General features: G+C 33.5%; 21 protein-coding genes and 2 tRNA genes. 21 read left to right on the top strand and 2 right to left on the bottom strand.

Annotated features, from left to right (window positions below):
* Positions 1-54: 54 nt before the first annotated feature.
* The 4 genes from BM077_RS00550 (at position 55) to BM077_RS00535 (ending at position 3,713) form a co-directional block, all read left to right on the top strand.
* On the top strand, positions 55-837 hold the full coding sequence (locus tag BM077_RS00550) for a ZIP family metal transporter (RefSeq protein ID WP_089747038.1): 783 nt from the start codon (positions 55-57) through the stop codon (positions 835-837).
* Between the two features lie 289 nt (positions 838-1,126).
* Positions 1,127-1,906: an undecaprenyl-diphosphatase UppP gene (gene uppP / locus BM077_RS00545; RefSeq protein WP_089747036.1), complete on the top strand. Its 780-nt coding sequence runs from the start codon at positions 1,127-1,129 to the stop codon at positions 1,904-1,906.
* A 115-nt stretch (positions 1,907-2,021) separates the two neighbouring features.
* A complete protein-coding gene (locus BM077_RS00540; RefSeq protein WP_089747034.1) occupies positions 2,022-2,867 on the top strand; it encodes a helix-turn-helix domain-containing protein in 846 nt (281 codons plus the stop codon).
* A gap of 102 nt (positions 2,868-2,969) precedes the next feature.
* Positions 2,970-3,713, top strand: a complete 744-nt coding sequence (locus tag BM077_RS00535) for a CPBP family intramembrane glutamic endopeptidase (protein ID WP_089747032.1) — start codon at positions 2,970-2,972, stop codon at positions 3,711-3,713.
* Positions 3,714-3,782: 69 nt separating this feature from the next.
* Here the strand turns inward: BM077_RS00535 and BM077_RS00530 are convergent.
* Both BM077_RS00530 and BM077_RS00525 read right to left on the bottom strand, forming a co-directional pair.
* Positions 3,783-3,859, bottom strand: a tRNA-Ile gene (locus BM077_RS00530).
* A 4-nt stretch (positions 3,860-3,863) separates the two neighbouring features.
* Positions 3,864-3,940, bottom strand: a tRNA-Pro gene (locus tag BM077_RS00525).
* A 152-nt stretch (positions 3,941-4,092) separates the two neighbouring features.
* Between BM077_RS00525 and surE the strand changes: the two genes are divergently transcribed.
* The 17 genes from surE to BM077_RS00445 all read left to right on the top strand — a co-directional run bounded on the left by surE (position 4,093) and on the right by BM077_RS00445 (position 19,468).
* Positions 4,093-4,863: a 5'/3'-nucleotidase SurE gene (gene surE, locus BM077_RS00520; RefSeq protein ID WP_089747030.1), complete on the top strand. Its 771-nt coding sequence runs from the start codon at positions 4,093-4,095 to the stop codon at positions 4,861-4,863.
* A gap of 78 nt (positions 4,864-4,941) precedes the next feature.
* Positions 4,942-5,343, top strand: a complete 402-nt coding sequence (locus BM077_RS00515) for a TIGR04086 family membrane protein (protein WP_089747028.1) — start codon at positions 4,942-4,944, stop codon at positions 5,341-5,343.
* Between the two features lie 4 nt (positions 5,344-5,347).
* Positions 5,348-5,827 (top strand): hypothetical protein, encoded by a 480-nt coding sequence (locus BM077_RS00510; protein WP_090095077.1) that lies wholly within the window; start codon positions 5,348-5,350, stop codon positions 5,825-5,827.
* Between the two features lie 107 nt (positions 5,828-5,934).
* Positions 5,935-7,488, top strand: coding sequence for a DEAD/DEAH box helicase (locus tag BM077_RS00505; RefSeq protein ID WP_089747023.1), 1,554 nt, complete (start codon positions 5,935-5,937; stop codon positions 7,486-7,488).
* A 68-nt stretch (positions 7,489-7,556) separates the two neighbouring features.
* Positions 7,557-7,751, top strand: coding sequence for a hypothetical protein (locus BM077_RS00500; protein WP_089747021.1), 195 nt, complete (start codon positions 7,557-7,559; stop codon positions 7,749-7,751).
* A gap of 154 nt (positions 7,752-7,905) precedes the next feature.
* Entirely contained in the window at positions 7,906-10,581 is a 2,676-nt protein-coding gene (locus BM077_RS00495; protein ID WP_090095074.1) for a cation-translocating P-type ATPase, read from the top strand.
* 205 nt (positions 10,582-10,786) lie between these two features.
* Positions 10,787-11,833: an N-acetyl-gamma-glutamyl-phosphate reductase gene (argC, locus tag BM077_RS00490; protein WP_089747017.1), complete on the top strand. Its 1,047-nt coding sequence runs from the start codon at positions 10,787-10,789 to the stop codon at positions 11,831-11,833.
* 36 nt (positions 11,834-11,869) lie between these two features.
* On the top strand, positions 11,870-13,096 hold the full coding sequence (gene argJ / locus BM077_RS00485) for a bifunctional glutamate N-acetyltransferase/amino-acid acetyltransferase ArgJ (protein WP_089747015.1): 1,227 nt from the start codon (positions 11,870-11,872) through the stop codon (positions 13,094-13,096).
* A gap of 105 nt (positions 13,097-13,201) precedes the next feature.
* A complete protein-coding gene (gene argB, locus BM077_RS00480) occupies positions 13,202-14,071 on the top strand; it encodes an acetylglutamate kinase (protein ID WP_089747013.1) in 870 nt (289 codons plus the stop codon).
* Positions 14,072-14,084: 13 nt separating this feature from the next.
* On the top strand, positions 14,085-15,278 hold the full coding sequence (locus BM077_RS00475; RefSeq protein WP_089747011.1) for an aspartate aminotransferase family protein: 1,194 nt from the start codon (positions 14,085-14,087) through the stop codon (positions 15,276-15,278).
* A 178-nt stretch (positions 15,279-15,456) separates the two neighbouring features.
* Complete coding sequence (locus tag BM077_RS13645; protein ID WP_176941567.1) at positions 15,457-15,609, top strand: hypothetical protein; 153 nt, start codon at positions 15,457-15,459, stop codon at positions 15,607-15,609.
* Positions 15,610-15,860: 251 nt separating this feature from the next.
* Positions 15,861-16,298, top strand: a complete 438-nt coding sequence (rnhA, locus tag BM077_RS00470) for a ribonuclease HI (RefSeq protein WP_089747009.1) — start codon at positions 15,861-15,863, stop codon at positions 16,296-16,298.
* A gap of 128 nt (positions 16,299-16,426) precedes the next feature.
* Entirely contained in the window at positions 16,427-17,098 is a 672-nt protein-coding gene (locus tag BM077_RS00465) for a Crp/Fnr family transcriptional regulator (protein WP_089747007.1), read from the top strand.
* Between the two features lie 95 nt (positions 17,099-17,193).
* Complete coding sequence (locus BM077_RS00460; protein WP_089747005.1) at positions 17,194-17,874, top strand: 4Fe-4S dicluster domain-containing protein; 681 nt, start codon at positions 17,194-17,196, stop codon at positions 17,872-17,874.
* A gap of 117 nt (positions 17,875-17,991) precedes the next feature.
* A complete protein-coding gene (locus tag BM077_RS00455; protein ID WP_089747003.1) occupies positions 17,992-18,429 on the top strand; it encodes a helix-turn-helix domain-containing protein in 438 nt (145 codons plus the stop codon).
* A gap of 187 nt (positions 18,430-18,616) precedes the next feature.
* A complete protein-coding gene (locus tag BM077_RS00450) occupies positions 18,617-19,186 on the top strand; it encodes a DUF1638 domain-containing protein (RefSeq protein WP_089747001.1) in 570 nt (189 codons plus the stop codon).
* A 42-nt stretch (positions 19,187-19,228) separates the two neighbouring features.
* Entirely contained in the window at positions 19,229-19,468 is a 240-nt protein-coding gene (locus BM077_RS00445; protein ID WP_089746999.1) for an MTH865 family protein, read from the top strand.
* Positions 19,469-19,479: the final 11 nt, after the last annotated feature.

Genomic DNA, 19,479 nt, shown 5'->3' with positions numbered 1-19,479 from the left:
TTTAACTAGGAATATAATAAAGTGGAAGAAAGAATAGTTTAAGGGGGGAGGAAGTTGATAAATTACTTAGAAAATTATAACTTAGTAGTAATAGGTTTGTTAACTAGCTTAGCGGCTGGGTTAGCAACTGGAGTAGGAGCGATGCCTATTCTATTCACTAGAAATATTAGTAAGAAACTATTAAATATACTCTTAGGATTTGCTGCGGGGATTATGTTAGCTGCAACTTCATTTAGTTTAATAATTCCGGCTATTGAGTATGGTGGAGGTGGAGTTAAGGGTGCTGCCATCACCTTGCTTGGTATTTTGCTAGGAGGAATATTTTTGGACCTTATTGACCATTTCTTCGATGATACAAATTTACTGAACAACTCTACAGACCAAAATTCTAATTTAAGAAAGATTTGGTTGTTTGCGTTTGCTATAACTCTACATAACTTTCCTGAAGGGTTAGCAGTAGGAGTTGGTTTTGGGAATGGTGATATTTTAAATGGTTTGACTATAGCGATAGCAATAGGTTTGCAGAACTTACCGGAAGGCTTAGCTGTAGCGTTACCTTTTGTGAGGGAAGGATTACCACCATGGAAATCGTTTTTAATTGCATTGATGACAGGCTTGGTAGAGCCGATAGGAGGCTTGTTAGGAGTAAGTTTAGTACAGATTACAGCATCTATCTTGCCTTTAGCATTGGCTTTTGCAGCAGGGTCTATGCTATTTGTAATTAGTCATGAGATCATTCCTGAAAGTCAAAAAGATAATATGGCATCTAAACTTTCTACTCACGCTTTATTATTAGGATTTGTGATTATGATGTTTTTAGATAATACTCTAGGGTAGAAGCTATATATATTAGAAAAATATTTATTTAAAATAATCAAAAAACCCCATCTAAATATTGCATTTAGGTGGAGCAGTTGACATATAATAAAAGGATAATACCTATATTACTAAGAGATACTTATTAATCTTAGGGATATAGGTATTTTTTTGTGAATAATCTTACTTATTGAAGGGGATATAAGTTGTTATATAGAATAACTATTAAGTGAAGGTTATTAAAATGTTTATTTTGAATATGATAAAATATAAATAATTAACTCTTTAATTAAAGGGTGTGAATATTTTAATGTCTATATTAGAAAGTATTATTCTGGGAGTAGTCCAAGGGATTACGGAATTTTTACCTATTAGCAGTTCAGGTCATTTAGTCATTTTCCAGAGGTTATTAGGAATTACAGAACCGCAATTAATTTATAATGTATTTTTTCATTTAGGGACTTTAATAGTGGTGGTTAGCTTTTATTGGGATGACCTTAAGAGGCTATTAAATTTTGACCCTCAACATAATAAAGAGCGATTATTGATTCTTATTGCGTCTATACCTACTGCTTTAATTGGTTTTGGCTTTAAAGACCTCTTTGAAGAGTTATTTGGTTCAATTACAGCTGTAGCTATTGCATTATTAGTAACTGGGGTTTTACTTTGGTTAGTGGAAAATATAAATATTAGTTTTAATAAGAATATGTCAGATTTAAGTTGGATGCAGGCAATATTGATTGGCATTGCTCAAGGTCTAGCAATTACTCCTGGGGTCTCTCGTTCAGGGACTACTATTGTAGCTGGTTTACTATTAGGAATGAATAGAGACTCAGCGGCCAGATTCTCATTTTTAATCTTTATTCCGGCTGTATTGGGGGCAAATTTATTAGAAGTCTTAGATGTTATTCAGGCAGGAGTAATTAATGTTAATTATTTAGCTCTGTTAACAGGAACATTAACTGCAATTGGTATTGGATTTTTAGCTATTAAGTTTTTATTGAAAGTGTTAGAAGAGAATCGTCTTAATTATTTTGCTTATTATGTTTGGGGATTAGGCCTTTTGATTTTAACGCTTAATTTTATCTAAAAAGAGATAATGCTGTGCTAGAAATTGTCATAACATTTGCATACTACTTTAATTAATAAAAATAGTTACAGTACTTATCATGATAATATAATAACATCAAAGGAGGACAAAGCCAATGGAGGAGGTAGGGGAAAGAATAAGACAAGCACGGTTGAAGAAAGGTCTTAAAATCGAAGATGTACAGCAAGCTACTAAGATTCGTAGTAAATACTTAAGGGCTATTGAAGAGGGAAAGTTTGATGTGATTTCAGAAGAGGTTTTTTTAAAAGGATTTTTGCGAGTGTATGCTAATTATGTCGGACTTGATGGACAGGAAATATTGGCTGAGTATAAAAGAAAGAATAATTCGAATATAGACCCAGGAGTAAATGATGAAGATTCTAAAGAAGAATTACATCCACTACTAGAAGATATATTAGATCTATTACATAGAAATTGGAAAAAGGGTGTAATTGCCACTTTAATTGTAGTGATATTATTAACGATGGGAATAGGATTATATAGAAGTAATCTTTTAGTTAGGATAACTCAGAAGATTCGGGGTATACAAGAAGGGTCAGTTAAGAAAGAAAAATTACGTTTAAAAGAGGTTAAGGTTACATCAAAAGTTAGAAGAGAGCTAAATCAAGAAAGTAAAGAGTCACATGAAATAAATAGACCTGAAAAGATTAAGAAGAAAAATAAAAATAAAGTTAAAGATAAAGATTTATTAGCAGATAACTTAAACTTTACAATTGAGGCTTTAGAGGCATCATGGGTTAAGGTAGTTGTAGATGGCAAGGTAGTATTCGAAAAGATATTAAATTCTGGGGAAAGCAAAAGTTGGCATGCAGACCAAAAACTTAAATTACTAACATCTAATGCAGCTGGAATTAGAATTGTTTCTGAGGATAGAGTCTTGGGCCCATTTGGCAAACATGGTGAGGTTATAGAAAAAGAGTTTACGCTGAAATCGAAATAAGATTTAGACTCTAAAGTTAAGGTATATTTAAGCTTAGACTGTTGGTCTAGGTGTAGATATATCTTTTTCTTTTTTAAATATATCTGCGTAGGAGGAAGGGCGATGGTTAAGAAGACTGATGAAGGTCAAATCTTTTGGAATGGTGAAGACTTATTATTGATTATTCTAATCACCTTATTTGTTACAATAACATTCGGAACCATATTAACCTTTGTAGTTCAGAATTTTAATCTAGTAGGAGAATCGATCCTTACTTATAAGCCTATTCTAGTTAATTTTTTGCAATTTATTACGCTTATAGGTGCTAGTTCATATATTGTTATGTATAAGTATGATTTAAATTTAGAATATTTAGGCTTAAAAATAACAGACTGGAAGAAGATAATTATTTTTGGTTTAATAGGTGGGATAGTCATCTTTATAATGATTATCTTAACTAACTTAGGAATACAGAGGCTTGTTGATAAGTGGTGGGAGGTTACCATCCCTTCTCAATCGATAGTCACTCAGTTAATTAATAGTGAAAGTCTTTTGTTCTTTTTCATTTATAGCAGTTTAGTAATTATTATTGGACCTATTGCGGAGGAAATATTTTTTCGTGGTCTATTATACCAATATTTAAAAAGTAGATTAGGATTAATTAAAGGAGCTTCTTTAGCAGCAGTTATATTTGGGTTAGCTCATTTAAACCCATGGACATTCTTAGCTACTTTTTTAGGTGGATTATCTTTGATTATTATTTACGAGTTAAGTGAATCATTATATACTAATATTATTGCACATATTACTTGGAATTTAATTGTAGTTATTATTATTTATCTATTATGGCAAAATAGTAGTATATAAAATAAAAAAAGCCTGATTAAGGTCAGGCTTTAATGGCAATTAAAGTTATGTTAATTTCATTAAAATAAATGGTGGACCCACTAGGATTCGAACCTAGGACTACTCGGTTATGAGCCGAGTGCTCTGACCAACTGAGCTATGGGTCCAAAATGGTCGGAGCGAAAGGATTTGAACCTTCGACCCCCTGGTCCCAAACCAGGTGCGCTACCAAACTGCGCCACGCTCCGTAGCGACAATTTGTAGTATAACTTATATTCATAAAGATGTCAAGAATCATTAAACTACATTATTTATCTTTAGAATAGATAAGCTAATCTAAACGAGTTAATACTTCATTTTAAAGGTTAATATAAAATATAAGAGAAGGAGAGAGATGGTAATGAAGATTATGGTAACGAATGATGATGGAGTCTATGCTGATGGAATCCAACACTTAACTAAAGCTTTAGAAAAAGACGAGGAACACGAAATAATAGTAGTAGCACCTGATAGAGAGCAGAGTGCTACTGGTCATGCTATTACTTTGCGGAGGCCTTTACGTGTGGCTGAAATGAATTATAAAGATATTAATTCAAAGGTATTATCTGTTGATGGCACTCCTGCTGATTGTGTTAAGTTAGGAGTAGAAGCAATCTTAGATGATGAGCCAGATTTAGTTATTTCAGGAATTAATCGAGGACCTAATTTAGGCTGTGATGTTCTATATTCCGGAACTGTCTCAGCTGCTTTTGAAGGCCTATTATTAGGAATTCCCTCGATAGCTGTTTCATTGGCAACTTATGAAGATTGGAACTTTTCGTATGCAACTGAATTTATGAGGGGGTTAGTAAAGAGTTTAGACCGAGATGATTTAAGATCAGATGTTCTGTTGAATATTAATATTCCCCCTCTTGATAAAGAGCAATTAGAAGGAGTGAAGGTTACTAAATTAGGAAATAGAAGTTATACTAATATGTTTGATCAACGAATTGATCCTCGAGGAGAAGAGTATTATTGGTTAGCAGGAGATATAATCGAAGAAGGTAATGATGAACAAACAGATGTAACAGCTATTAACCAAAATCAAATTTCGATTACACCTATTCGACTCAATCTAACTGATTTTGATACTATTAAAGAGTTAGAATTAAAAGGATTGGAACTTTTTTAGAATAATTTAAATAAAATGAACATAAATTTACCTCCTATGAATAATTTATAATAACATTATTCTATAGGAGGTTTCTTTATGTCTAAAAATTATGGGTCAGATGCGAAAAGTTTATCGTTAGATTTCAAAATTATTGCGTGGGGAATATTGGTTAGTTTTAGTCTCTTATTGTCAGGGAGCATTATTATTGGTTGCTTGATTACTTTTACTAATATTAATAAACTTGTGGTTCAAAGATTGCTAATTATTTTTAACTATATTTCAATCTTAATGGGAGCAATTTTGACAGGAAGCAACGTAAAGAAGAAAGGTTGGTTAAATGGAAGTATAGTGGGGTTTGGGCATATGTTATTAATATTTATAATTAGTATGCTTTGGTTAGACGCTTTATTTAATACTAGTATTATAATTATGGCAATGATAGGTTTAATCACAGGTGTAATAGGTGGCATGTCTGGTATAAATATTGTAAGTAAGTAGAGAGGTGATTAAAATAAATAAGAAAAGAATAGATTTAAAAGGAAAAGAATTAGATGAAATTAAAGAGACTATTGATCGAGAATTAAGCATAATCTATGAAAACTACAAATTAGAGACTATTGATTTAGGTGGAATTGATTGGCTGCCGAAAATTATCAGTTTTTCATTAGGTGCGGTTACGAGTGGAATCTTAAAAGAGATTGGAAAAGAAGTTTGGTATAAAATTAAGGGTTTATTAATTGAGTCAAAGAAGAAAAGCCATGCACCTAAATTTGAATTTGAATTTGAGTATCAAGGGATTGAGATTATTGCTATAGTTGAAAGCGATGATCCAAAGGAATTAAAGCAAGCCTTTAATAATTTAGGAGATATGTGGGATAAAATAGTGGCTTTAACTGAAAGTGAAGATACAGATAGAGATAGAGATAAAATAAGGTTGATGCTAGACTTAGAAGAAGGGGGTTGGAAGAATAAAAACTTATAATTAGGACAATTACTTTCTTTTCTGTATTAAACTACCGTTATTATAGAGACTAGAAGTGGATATTCTAAATATATATGAAGTCTGAATGCAGAAAAGGAGTGAAATCAATGGTAGTTAAGCAAGAGGCAATCGATAATAACTTATTGGTAATAGATGAATTGAGTGAATTCTGGTCTAAGAATAATTTCGGTTTATATCCGCATCAGATAGAGACGGCTAATCGAGTAATTAATGAATTAGATGGAAGAGCATTATTGGCTGATGAGGTAGGCTTGGGTAAGACAATTGAGGCTGGCTTAATTATAAAAGAATATCTCTTAAGAGGAGAAATTGATAATTTTTTAGTTTTAACACCAGCCTCTTTAGGCTACCAATGGTGGGTAGAATTAACAAATAAATTTGATATAGATCTATTTAATAATCGTAAAGGCAAGGGGTGGCATTACTTTAATAATCAGATTGCTTCTATCGATTTAGCAAAGAGAGAGCCTCATTGTAACTATATATATGACCGTGGTTTTGACATGATCATAGTTGATGAGGCACATAAATTAAAGAATAACAAGACTATGAATTGGAAGTTTGTTAATAATCTCTCTCCTAAATATATGCTATTTTTGACTGCTACTCCTATTCAAAATGAATTAAAAGAACTTTATAATTTAATCTCTCTTTTAAAGCCGAAATTATTTAAGAATTATAGTGATTTTAAAACTAATTTTGAAAGACAAACACCAAAATATGAAGTTTTAAAGGATAAATTATCAAATGTTATGATTAGAAATAAAAGAGTAGAGTCTAAATTGGATTATACTGAGCGTAAGGTAAAGCTAATTCCTCTTAAGTTATCACCTTCCGAACAACGACTTTATGATGGGCTTACTGACTTAATTAAAGCAGAATATCAACGTTGTGTTTCGGAAAATAAAAGTATTTTACATTTAGTTACTTTGCAACGAGAGATCTGTAGTAGTTCCTTTGCGGTGATTAATACTTTAAAAGACTTTATGGAGTCTGCATCAGAAGAAATTAAACCACAATTAAGAAAACTATTAAATTTAGCTAAAGGTATTACAATTAATCAAAAGGTCAAGATAGTGGAAGAAATACTAAAGAAGGTCGACGGACAAGCAGTTATTTTTACTGAATACTTAGCTACTCAGGATTATATCTGTCGCTATCTTTATAATCGAGGGATTATGCCGGTTAAATTTGATGGTAGCTTGACAGATACACAAAAAGAATGGGCTAAGTATAGGTTTGCTGAAGCGGGAGATGTTTTAGTTAGTACTGAAGCTGGAGGACAGGGTATCAATCTACAATTCTGTAATGTAATTATTAATTATGATTTGCCATGGAATCCAATGAAATTAGAACAACGAATTGGGCGTGTTCATCGATTAGGGCAGAGCAGGGATGTAGAGATCTATAATCTCTCTACTAGGGGAACTATTGAAGAGAAAGTATTGAATCTCCTTTATCAAAAGATAGGACTTTTTGAATCGGTTATTGGCGATTTAGATAAAATAGTGAATGATTTACAAGATGAGAATATATCAGAGAGTGATATCTTTAAAATTATAATTAATACCGGCGAAGAAAAATTAAAAAATAATTTAGAAGAGTTACCTCATGACCATATTATGCAGAAATCATTTTGATAGGAAAGTATAGATCCTTAAGGAGCTAGATATAATATATTTAACCAGCCTTAGAAGGAGGGGTGTGAATGTCAGAAGAAAGAAATAATCCAGAAGTAAAAGGTGATAGTTTGAGTTTACTAGTCAAAGATAAGTTAGCTGATGATTTAGAGGTAGGAGCTTTAGAAGTGATTCAAAATCTTATTAGTAGTGTAAAGGGAATTAAAGGCCTAAATAATGGGATTAAAGTGACCGGTAAGAAAGGTTCTAAGGCAGAAAAATAAAGACAGATGCCTAGGAGAGAAAGGCATCTGCTTTAAGAGTAACACCTAAGGAATTATAAATGCTTAGTATGTTACTCGCATTAATAGTATGTGAATTCATTCAAGATTTATTCAAATTCATAATACCAAATTTTCAAAAAAGAAGGGAAGGTTTATGAGAGAAAAGTGGTATAAGTTAAAGATTGAAGATGTGATTAATCAACTAAAGACTGATATTAAAGTAGGATTGAATACTAATGAAGTACAAAAAAGGAAAGATAAATATGGCGAGAACACAATTGAAGAGACTAATCGACGTAGTATTTTTCAGATGTTAATAGACCAATTTAAAGATTTTATGATTATAATCTTATTATTAGCTGCTTTGGTTTCTGGATTTTTAGGAGAACTTAAAGATTCAATTGTTATTCTAATCATTATTATTTTAAATGCAGTGTTAGGAGTAGTACAAGAAAATAAAGCAGAAAACTCTTTGCAGGCTTTACGAGCATTGGATACTCCTAGTGCTCAAGTACTTAGAGATGAGAGATGGATTGAGATTGATTCAAGAGATTTGGTACCTGGTGATATAGTTAATTTAGGAGTCGGTGATGCAGTCCCAGCTGACCTTAGAATAATCTCTAGTGATGGATTAGAAGTACAAGAGGCAGCTTTAACTGGTGAATCAGTGGCTGTGCAGAAGGATGCTGATGTAATTCTTGAAGATGAAGTAGCTTTAGGAGACCAGACTAATATGTTATTTAAAGGAACGACTGTGCAATCAGGGCAGGCGAAAGCATTAGTTGTGGCTACGGCTATGGATACTGAATTTGGTAAGATAGCGGAGATGATTCAAGCGGTTGACCAACAACAGACTCCTTTACAGAAGCGTTTAGAAAGGCTAGGTAAGAAGCTAGGAATTGGAGCTTTGTTCTTGAGTGCTATTGTTTCTATATTGGGGATCATTCAAGGGGAAGAGCCATTTACTATGTTTATGACTGGGGTTAGTCTAGCAGTAGCCGCAATTCCAGAAGGATTGCCTGCAATTGTAACTATTGTTTTAGCCTTAGGAATGCAGAGAATGATTAAGAATAATGCAATAATTAGGCGGCTTCCAGCAGTAGAAACTTTAGGTTCAGCTACAGCTATCTGTACTGATAAGACTGGAACGTTAACTCAAAATAAGATGGTAGCTAGGGAGGTGACTTTACCTGATTATGAAGAAATAAAGGTTGGTGGTGATGGTTATGCTCCTAAAGGTAGCTTTACAGTTGATGGTAAAGAGATTAATTCAGACTTTAAGTTAAGCTTAAAATTACTATTTAAAACTTGTCTACTTTGCAATAACTCTAAGTTAAGTAAAACTGAAAAAGGAGACTGGCAAGTATTAGGAGATCCTACAGAAGGAGCATTATTAGTCTTAGGTAGTAAAAGTGGCATAAACAGAGAAGAATTAATAAATAGTTATGATAAGAAGAGAGAGATAGAATTTAATTCAAAACGAAAGATAATGTCAGTTATCTATCAGACGGAAGCATCAAAAGTAGAAGTCTATACTAAGGGAGCACCAGATGTTATTTTAGAGAAAGCTAATCTAATCTACACAGCTAATGGCATTGATAAGCTTAGTGATGATAAAAGAGAAGAATTGCTAAAGTTAAACGAAGAATTAGCTAGCAAGGGGAGAAGAATCTTAGGGATAGCCTGGCGTCAATTAGACGATTATTCTTCAGACTTAAAGGATGAAGAGATTGAAACAGACTTAGTCTTTGTTGGTTTTGTTGCTATGATTGATCCACCGCGACCAGAAGTTAAAGAAGCTATTGATCAATGTAAAAGGGCAGGAATTAAACCTATAATGATTACAGGTGATCATAAAGCTACAGCATTGGCTATTGCTGAGGAGATAGGTTTGACTAATAAAGGTAATTTAGCATTGTCAGGTCCAGAATTAGAAGAGATGATTACTGCTGAATTTGAACAAAGAGTAAATAAGGTTAGAGTTTATGCTCGGGTTTCACCAGAACATAAGGTGCGAATAGTGAAGAATTTACAAAAACGAGGTAATGTAGTAGCAATGACTGGTGATGGAGTTAATGATGCTCCGGACCTCAAGAATGCGGATATAGGTACAGCAATGGGTAAAAAAGGAACAGATGTAGCAAAAGAAAGTGCGGATATGGTGTTGACTGATGACAATTTTGCTACGATTATTACAGCAGTAAAAGAAGGTAGACGTATCTTTGATAATATCAAACGTTCAATTCAATTCTTGCTTTCTTGTAACTTAGGAGAAGTCTTTACTTTGTTGGTTGCTTTAATTATTGGCTTTCAAAGACCCTTAATTCCTATTCAAATATTATGGATTAATTTGGTAACTGATAGTTTGCCAGCAATATCTTTAGGTTTAGAAGAAGCAGAGCAAGAAATAATGGACCGTCCGCCACGAGCTCCAGATAGTGGTGTCTTTTCAAAGCAAGATACTTATAGTACTATAGCCCAAGGAGTCTTGATAGGCACTTTGGCTTTATTGGGTTATTGGATAGGTTTACAACGAGGTGGATTGGTTAAAGCACAGACAATGACATTTGCGACTTTAGCATTTGCTCAGTTATTTCATACTTTTAATTTAAGGTCTAAAGCTTCACTAATAGAAATAGGTTTCTTTAGTAACCGATATTTAGTCATTGGAGTAGTAGTTTCGATTCTATTACAGCTAGCAGTCCTATTAGTTCCATTTTTGCAAAAGATATTTGAAGTTATAACTTTGAGCGGAATTGATTGGGTAATAATTGGAGGGCTAGCTATTCTTCCAATTATTATAGTTGAAATATTTAAACAGTTATTGTAATTATCCATCTTAGCTTGCCTTAGTATCTTTTGGTGTAGGTACTTTGGCTCTTTTTTATGCTCTTAGGTTTGTAGTAAAAATATTTGCATTTTTATTCGTATTTATGTATAATTATAATCAATGCTGTTTTTATTAATAAATTAGGTAAAATAATAATAGATAGTAATAGATAGTAATAGATAGTAATAGATGTGAGGTGAAGTTAATGATTAAGGTAGGAATAATTGGTGCAACTGGATATACAGGCTTAGAATTAGTAAGACTATTGACTAGACACCCAAAAGTAGATTTAGAGATGATAACTTCAAGAAGTTTTGCAGGTAAGAATATTGCAGAAGTTTACCCTAGCTTACAGGGAATTGTGAATCTTAAATGCGAAGCATTAGAAGTAGAAAGGTTAGCTAATAGAGTAGAGGTTGTCTTTACTGCTTTACCGCATGGAGTTTCGATGTCTATCGTACCAAAATTATGTAAAGCAGGAGTTAAAGTAATAGATTTGAGTGGGGATTATCGGTATCAAAGACAGAAATTATATGAGGAATGGTATCAACAAGAACATACAAGTCCTCAATTATTAGAAGAAGCAATCTATGGCTTGCCGGAGATAAATCGAGAACAGATTAAAGAAAGTAGTCTAGTAGCTAATCCTGGTTGTTACCCAACATCGTCGATTTTGGCTTTGGCGCCGGCAATCAAGAAGAAGTTAGTTGATTTAAACTCAATTATTATCGATTCTAAATCAGGGGTAACAGGAGCGGGAAGAGAACCTAGTCGAGTTACTCACTTTACTGAGGTTGATGAAAGTTTTAAGGCATATAAAGTGGCTCAGCATCGTCATACATCAGAAATTGAGAATGGATTAGAATTTCTAACAGAGGAAGAAGTTATACTTTCATTTACTCCTCATTTAGTTCCAATGAAGCGAGGGATTTTAAGTACAGTTTATGCTAATTTAGATCAAAATAGTGATCTTAATACTGAAGAGATTATAAAATTATATCAAGAATTTTATAGAACTCATCCTTTTGTTAGAATTCAGGATATTAATAAGATGCCAGATACTAAATATGTGGCTGGATCGAATTATTGTGATATTGGTTTAAAGGTCGATTTAAGGACTAAGCGAATAATAATTGTTTCAGTTATAGATAATTTAATTAAAGGTGCAAGTGGTCAAGCAATTCAAAACTTTAATTTAATGTCAGGGTTTGCGGAAGAAACTGGTTTGAAGTTTGCAGGAATATTTCCATAAAGTAATGAATGTAGTTATAAATAAGGAGGTATGATTATGGTAAGTAGTTTAGAAGAGATTAATTTTAAAGATATTTCTGGTGGGATTACTAATACTCCTGGGTTTTCAGGAGCTGGAATTAACTGCGGTTTAAAAGAATATGAGAAAGATTTAGCTTTAATATATAGTGAAGAAGAAGCAAAGCTAGCAGCTGTTTTTACTAAGAATCAAGTTAAAGCTGCACCGGTAGTCATTGGAGAAAGATTACGGAGTAATGGTAGAGCTCAGGCTTTAATTATTAATAGTGGTAATGCTAATGCTTGTACAGGAGCACAAGGTTTTAAAGATGCAGAAGAGATAGTTGAATTAACAGCACAGCATTTAGGAATTGCTCCTGATTTAGTATTTCCAGCATCAACAGGGGTAATTGGTGAAACTTTGCCAATAGAATTATTGAAAGCGGGGATAAAAGAGATTACAGGATATCTTCACCCTGCTGGAGGTAAGAGAGCAGCAAGAGCAATCATGACAACTGACACTTATCCTAAGGAGATAGCGGTTACCTTTGAAATAGATGGTCAAGAGATAATTATTGGTGGTATGGCTAAAGGTTCAGGTATGATTGAACCAAATATGGCTACTATGCTATCATTCTTAACGACAAACTTGAATATTTCACAGCAGTTATTACAGGAAGCATTATCAACAGCAGTTAACTCTTCATTTAATCGGATTACTGTCGATGGAGACCAAAGCACCAATGATACAGTAGCTATTTTGGCTAACGGAACAGCGGGTAACTCGTTAATTAATTGTAAAGATGATAATTATTATAAGTTCTTAGGTATTTTAGAGGAAGTAACTAAGAATCTAGCACAACAGATTGTTAAGGATGGTGAAGGTGCTACTAAATTTGTAGAGATCGAAGTAATCAATGCCTTAACTCTTAGCGATGCCGAGTTGATTGCGAGAGCAATTGCTAATTCTCAATTGGTTAAAACCGCTTTATTTGGTGAAGACCCAAATTGGGGTAGAATAGTAGCCGCTGCTGGTTATTCTGGTGGTCAAGTAGAGTTAGACCGATTAGGGATTGAGATTAATGGATTAAAGTTATTAGTTGATGGACAGAAGACAGAGGTTGATAGCGATCGATTAAGAGATTTATTAGCTCAAGATGAGATTAATATTAAAGTCAATCTTAATCTAGGGCAAGGGAAGTATAGAGTTTGGACTTGTGATCTTTCTTATGAATACGTAAAGATTAACGCGGAATATCATACATAAGCTCAGAAAAGAGCTTTCGAGTTAGAAGCAGGGGTGTTGTTGAGGCTGAGGTTAAGGTTAAGGGTATACGGAATATTAGTTGATTTATAGTAGAGGTGATGGGGAATGGATGATTTAATTAAGAAGGCTGATATATTGGTTGAGGCGTTACCATATATGCGTAAGTTTCGTAATAAGACGATTGTGATTAAGTATGGTGGTAATGCGATGGTTAATGATGAAATTAAAAGATCAGTTTTAGAGGATATTACGCTTTTAAAGTATGTGGGGGTTAATCCGGTGATTGTTCATGGTGGAGGCCCAGTGATTAGTGAGACTTTAGACCGTTTTGAGATTGATAGTGAGTTCTATCAAGGTTTGAGAGTCACTACTGAAGAGATTATGGAAATAGTGGAGATGGTTTTAGTAGGAAAGATTAATAAAGAGATTGTCTCTTTAGCTAATGCATTTGGAAGTCAGGCAATAGGCATCTGTGGTAAAGATGGTAATTTGATTGAGGCTGAAAGTTATGAATTAGAGGCTGATGAAGATGTTGACCTAGGATATGTAGGTCAGGTGAAAAAGATTAATTCTCAAGTTTTAGATAATTTAATTGAAGATGACTTTTTGCCGATAGTTTCACCGATTGGAGTAGGTAATAAAGGAGAAAGTTATAATATTAATGCTGATTTAGTTGCTGGTCATTTAGCGGCTGCTTTAGATGCTGATAAATTAATCTTATTAACTAATGTTGAAGGAATCTTAGCCGATGAAGAAGATAAAAGCTCTTTAATTTCATCATTAAATATTAGTGATGCTAAGGTAATGATGGAGAAAGGTAGAATTGCTGGAGGTATGATTCCTAAGGTTAATTCATGTATCAATGCTTTAGAGCAGGGAGTTAGGAGAACACATATCTTAGATGGTAGAGTAACCCATGCATTATTATTGGAGATATTTACAGATAAAGGGATAGGCACAATGGTGACTAAGTAAGGGAGGAAATAGTATGAATAAGGAAGATATCATTCAATCTGATGAAGCTTATTTTATGAATGTCTTTGGTGGTCGGTTACCGATTGTAGTTGATAAAGGAGAAGGGATTAAAGTTTGGGATGAAGAAGGAAATGAATACTTAGATTTTTTAGCTGGAATTGCGGTTAATGCTTTAGGACATAGCCATCCTAAGGTTAATCAAGCTTTAAAGGAACAGATTGATAAGGTCATTCACTGTACTAATATCTATTATATTGAACCACAAGCTAAATTAAATAAGTTATTGGTAGAGAACTCTGCTGGTGATAGAATCTTTTATGGTAATAGTGGTGCAGAAGCTAATGAAGGAGCAATTAAGTTGGCTCGTAAATACTTCAAGGTAAGAGATGAGGAACGATATGAGGTAATTACTACGACTAAGTCATTTCATGGACGAACCTTAGCAACAATTGCTGCTACTGGACAAGAGAAGTATCAGAAACCTTTTACACCTTTACCGGAAGGTTTTAAAGAGGTACCGTTTAATGATTTGGCTGCCTTAAAAGAAGCTGTTTCTGATAAAACTTGTGCAATTATGGTAGAGCCGATTCAAGGTGAAGGCGGCATTAATGTAGCTGATCAAGAGTATTTACAAGGTGTTAGAAAGCTATGTGATGAAGAAGGTATCTTACTTATTTTAGATGAAATTCAGACAGGGTTAGGTAGAACGGGTAAATTTTTTGGTTATGAGCACTACGGGATTGAACCGGATATTTTCACGTTGGCTAAAGCGTTAGGCAATGGAGTTCCGGTCAGTGCTTTCTTAGCTAAGGAAGAAGTAGCAGATGCCTTTGAACCTGGTGATCATGGTTCCACTTTTGGAGGTAATCCATTAGCTTGTATAGCGGCTTATACGACGGTTAAGACTATTTTAGAGGAAGATATAGTGCAGCATACTGTTGAGATAGGAGAGTATTTTGAAGAAAAGCTAAGTGAATTAATTAAAAAATATGATTTTGTTAATAGTGTACGTGGAAAAGGATTAATGCTTGGATTAGAAGTAGACTTAGATGCTAAAAAATTAGTTCATGAGGCATTAGAGAAGGGATTATTGATTAATGCAGTTAGTGAGACGACTCTACGATTTTTACCGCCATTAATCGTGGAAAAAGGTGATATTGATAATGTAATTGATATCTTGGATAGAATATTTGCAAAGTATTTATAATAGAAATAATTTTTAAGAGGCAGGTCAAAAGACCTGTCTCTTATGGTTCATAGAATTGCAGATAGAATAATCATTTTATACATTGACGTTTACGATAGGGTTTGCTATAATATAATTAGTATATTTTTTGAAGATGTTTCTTTTATTTGAATAAGTTAGGAGGAGGTGAAAGGCTATAATGGCAGAAATTAAAGAGCGAGAAGAGTGTCCAAATATTGAAGTTAATGATATAGACTGCAACTGTGAAGCAGATTGTGAACGTCATGGAGTTTGTTGTGCTTGTATTGAAGCACATCGCCAGTTAGGCAACCTGCCAGCATGTCTTGCGTAAGTCAGAAGAGGCTTGCTTGAACATAATGTAACGATCTCTAAAGACCGTTGTAATGACGGTCTTTTTTATTATACATAGGAAATTATGCTTAATTTCAAATTATGGTTATATTGGTTTTATTCTTTAGCTTTGTATATAATTTAAGAAAGGCACATAAATTAGTATAGCATTAATTTTTAGTTTTCCTAAATAGTAGGCAGGTGAAATAGGCTAAACAGAGAAATAATAAGATGAATGGGGTGAGAATATTTATGACACAGATGGTAGAGATATATACAGATGGCTCCTGCTTGGATAATCCAGGCCCTGGAGGTTGGGGTGTTGTCTTATTATTTGGAGATAATATTAAGAAGTTAAGTGGTTCAGTGCAGGATACAACTAATCAGCAGATGGAATTATTAGCTGCAATTAAGGGGTTAGCCGCTTTAACAAAACCAGTTAAGGTTAAACTCTATTCCGATAGCGCATATTTGGTAAATGCTTATCAACAAGGTTGGATCGATGGCTGGAAAAGAAAGAGTTGGAAAAAAAGCAAGGGAGAATTAAAGAATAAATTCTTATGGATCTGTCTTGATGATTTAGTCAACAAACATGAAGTAGAATTTGTAAAAGTTAAAGGACACTCTGGTAATAAATGGAATGAAGTCTGTGATGATCTAGCTCAAGAGGCAGCAGGTAAGATTAGGTAACGATAATTGACAGTGAAGCCCAGAAAAGAGCTTTCGAATTAGAAGCAGAGTCTATCGTAGGCTTGCGACCAACTTATATAAATATACGATTATTGTTGATAATATTTTAGTGAATTTGGGGGGATAAGATGAAAAATCTTAGTTGTATGAGTCAGTTGTCAATTTTTGAAGGCTTATCTAATAAGGAGTTATTGATGATTCCTTCATTTGCTCAAGGAAGGTTATATGAGAAAGGGGAAATTCTCTTTAACGAAGGAGAAGAAATGGAGGCTATCTATTTAATTAAGAGCGGCCAGGTTAAACTTTCTAAAGTATTTAAAAACGGGAAAGAGATTACTCTGCAATTAATTAATAATGACCAAGTATTAGGGGAAAATGCCTTGTTTAGTGATACCACACATTCTTTTACTGCTAAAGTAGTTGAGGATGCTTTTATATGTGCTTGTACTAAAGAAGAGTTTGAGAGGGTAATTACTGAGCACCCTCAAGTAGGGATGAAGATCATTAAAACTTTAGGGCAAAAGCTATCACAATTGACTGAGCGAGTAAATAGCTTAACAATTTATGATGTCAAGGGAAGATTAGTTAATTTACTCTTTCACCTAAGTGAAGAGTATGGGATTGAAACATCACAAGGAGTTAAGATTGATTTAACATTAACGCATCAAGATTTATCTGAATTTGTTGGTGCTTCACGGGTGATGGTAACTAAAGCTTTAAATCAGTTAACCGGTATTGTTAAGCAGGATAAGAAATTTATAATTAATGAACCGGATTCTTTACTAAGTTTGATTAGTTAGAGTTTACTTGGATGATAGACTTAGCCTAGTAGCTATATTTTTAATTATATATTGACGTTAACGTAAAGATAATAGAGTAAAGGAGTTGAACTGCTATGAAAGATCTAAGTAAAGAGATCATTAAGTTCGCAGAACAAAAAGGTGCTGACTTAGTAGGGATAGTTGATATAAGTAAAATTAACTTCCCTAAAGGACATCATCCGACGGGTTATTTATCTGGAGCTAAAAGTGCAATTTCTATTGCTTGTAGTTTAAATAAAGGTGGAATTCTAAACTTACCAACGAGTAGAAATAGTTATATGTTAGAGTTTAATCTTGCTAATCGAAAACTTAACTTAATTAATCATCAAGTAGGTAGGTTCTTAGAAGAAAAAGGATATTTAGCGTTAGGGGTACCAGGAACAGCTAGCATTGGTGATGCTAAAAGATTGGCAGCAGACTTATCTCATAAACATATTGCAGTAGCTGCTGGCTTAGGAAAGTTTGGTCTTAATAATTTAGTCATTACTCCTGAATATGGACCTAGAGTACGCTTTACAACGATTATTACTACTGCTGAACTAGAACCGACGAACTATGAAGTAGAACAAGTCTGCAATGAATGCTTGCAATGTGTAAAAGAGTGTCCAACGAATGCCTTAGATGATTGGGAAGATAATTATACTTCACAAGAAGGGTGGCGAATGGATAAGGAAAGATGCTATCATAAAATCTTTGTTAAATTAGGCGGGAATAGATGTGGGATTTGTATAAAAGCTTGTCCATTTACTGATTAAGTGAATTCAGTTTGCCGAATTTAGCACATAAGTAGTTAAAAGTGTTGCCGTACAAGGCTCCTTTTGATATAATGAATTCAATGGTAGGAAGTAGTCTTTAATTAAGGAGGCCTTAATGTGGGGAGAAATAAACAAGAATTATTAAAGATAGGTGAATTGGCTGAAAGGGCTGGAGTGACTAAACGAACTATACGTTATTATGAAGAGTTAGGTCTATTATCCCCTTCTGAAAGAAGTGAAGGAGGATTTCGATTATATAACGAAAATGATTTATCTAGACTTCTATTTATAAATAGGTTTAAGGAGATAGACTTTCCATTAGATAAAATAAAAGAGTTAATTGATTCTATAGAAATTGGTGATGATAAGTCAGGAAGAGTCTCAGCTAGTCTTTCATTGCTTGGCAAACAATTACAACAGGTCGAAGAAGAGATTCAAAGTTTAAGAGATACAAAAGCGAATATTAAGAGTGCAATAGATTCTCTGAATCAGTGTAAGAATTGTGAGGTCGATAAATGTCCTCCGGGATGTGAACATAAGAATGCTATGCTATAGGAATATTTGAATATAGCTGGAGATTGATAACCAGTAGCTATCGATTAAAGAAGATGGCTTTACTGGTTATTTTATTTTTAATTATGAAGAAATTCTAATTTAATTACAGTTTTAGTTAAATATTTTACAGAATTAAACTAATCATTCTTATATACTTAATTTAACGAAAGCAAGAAAGGAGGGAAAAATGAATCAAGATATTGGTCTTGTAGCTTGTGGAATCTTAAAGGAAGAGTTAGAAGCAGTATGCCAAGCTGAAGATATAGGATTAACAAGGTACTACGTAAATCCAGCATTACATGTAGATTTAGATAGATTAGAAGAAGGATTAGTACAAACCTTAGAAGAGGCTGCACAGAAACACGAAGAATTACTAGTAGTTTTTGGAAGTTGCCATCCAGATATTGATGCAATAATTAAAGAATTTGAGGGAGAAAGATTAGCTGTAAAAGATTGTATTGGTGCTTTACTTGGTGAAAAACGACAGGAATTAGATAAGGAAGCAAATACTTTTTATTTAACTAGTGGCTGGCTTAATAATTGGCGGAAGATATTTATTGAGGGCTTAGGTTGGGATGAAATAGATGGGAGGCAAAACTTTGGTTTTTATGATCGAATATTATTAATAGATACTGGAGTTAGAGAGATTCCAGATGAAGAAATACTAGAATTCTTTGAATATGCTCAGGTTGCTATTGAACCATTTACAACTGACTTGAGTCATTTTGAAAGATTAATTTTAAATAAGTTAGACTGATGATTAAGTCTAACTAAATAAAAATAACAAGGAGGAGTTATTATGTCAGTAAAAGAAGAGATTAAGAGTCAAATTGTTGGTGCTTTAAAGGGAGCTGAATTTCCAATTGAAACGCCAGAAGCATTGCTAGGAGCATTTCCACAAGGAGCTGATACCACTTGCAAAGCTGGTGATGTGGAGATGACTGCTGGAGAAGCAGGAGAATTATTGACTGGCGATGATTTTCCATTTACAAGTGCTGAAGATGTTGCTGATACAATATTAGATAAGGCTGGTTTATAGTAAAGGAGGAA

Source organism: Candidatus Frackibacter sp. WG13, assembly GCF_900114655.1.
GTDB lineage: Bacteria > Bacillota > Halanaerobiia > Halobacteroidales > Acetohalobiaceae > Frackibacter.
This window is presented reverse-complemented; position numbering and strand designations above follow the sequence as displayed.

Bases quoted from the DNA above. Each gene is read 5' to 3' on its own strand.
- argC (WP_089747017.1), top strand. From the start codon at position 10,787: ATGATTAAGGTAGGAATAATTGGTGCAACTGGATATACAGGCTTAGAA.
- BM077_RS00450 (WP_089747001.1), top strand. From the start codon at position 18,617: ATGAATCAAGATATTGGTCTTGTAGCTTGTGGAATCTTAAAGGAAGAG.
- BM077_RS00460 (WP_089747005.1), top strand. From the start codon at position 17,194: ATGAAAGATCTAAGTAAAGAGATCATTAAGTTCGCAGAACAAAAAGGT.
- BM077_RS00495 (WP_090095074.1), top strand. From the start codon at position 7,906: ATGAGAGAAAAGTGGTATAAGTTAAAGATTGAAGATGTGATTAATCAA.
- BM077_RS00540 (WP_089747034.1), top strand. From the start codon at position 2,022: ATGGAGGAGGTAGGGGAAAGAATAAGACAAGCACGGTTGAAGAAAGGT.
- BM077_RS00465 (WP_089747007.1), top strand. From the start codon at position 16,427: ATGAAAAATCTTAGTTGTATGAGTCAGTTGTCAATTTTTGAAGGCTTA.
- argJ (WP_089747015.1), top strand. From the start codon at position 11,870: ATGGTAAGTAGTTTAGAAGAGATTAATTTTAAAGATATTTCTGGTGGG.
- uppP (WP_089747036.1), top strand. From the start codon at position 1,127: ATGTCTATATTAGAAAGTATTATTCTGGGAGTAGTCCAAGGGATTACG.
- BM077_RS00505 (WP_089747023.1), top strand. From the start codon at position 5,935: ATGGTAGTTAAGCAAGAGGCAATCGATAATAACTTATTGGTAATAGAT.
- BM077_RS13645 (WP_176941567.1), top strand. From the start codon at position 15,457: ATGGCAGAAATTAAAGAGCGAGAAGAGTGTCCAAATATTGAAGTTAAT.
- BM077_RS00535 (WP_089747032.1), top strand. From the start codon at position 2,970: ATGGTTAAGAAGACTGATGAAGGTCAAATCTTTTGGAATGGTGAAGAC.
- BM077_RS00515 (WP_089747028.1), top strand. From the start codon at position 4,942: ATGTCTAAAAATTATGGGTCAGATGCGAAAAGTTTATCGTTAGATTTC.
- rnhA (WP_089747009.1), top strand. From the start codon at position 15,861: ATGACACAGATGGTAGAGATATATACAGATGGCTCCTGCTTGGATAAT.
- surE (WP_089747030.1), top strand. From the start codon at position 4,093: ATGAAGATTATGGTAACGAATGATGATGGAGTCTATGCTGATGGAATC.
- BM077_RS00445 (WP_089746999.1), top strand. From the start codon at position 19,229: ATGTCAGTAAAAGAAGAGATTAAGAGTCAAATTGTTGGTGCTTTAAAG.
- argB (WP_089747013.1), top strand. From the start codon at position 13,202: ATGGATGATTTAATTAAGAAGGCTGATATATTGGTTGAGGCGTTACCA.
- BM077_RS00500 (WP_089747021.1), top strand. From the start codon at position 7,557: ATGTCAGAAGAAAGAAATAATCCAGAAGTAAAAGGTGATAGTTTGAGT.
- BM077_RS00475 (WP_089747011.1), top strand. From the start codon at position 14,085: ATGAATAAGGAAGATATCATTCAATCTGATGAAGCTTATTTTATGAAT.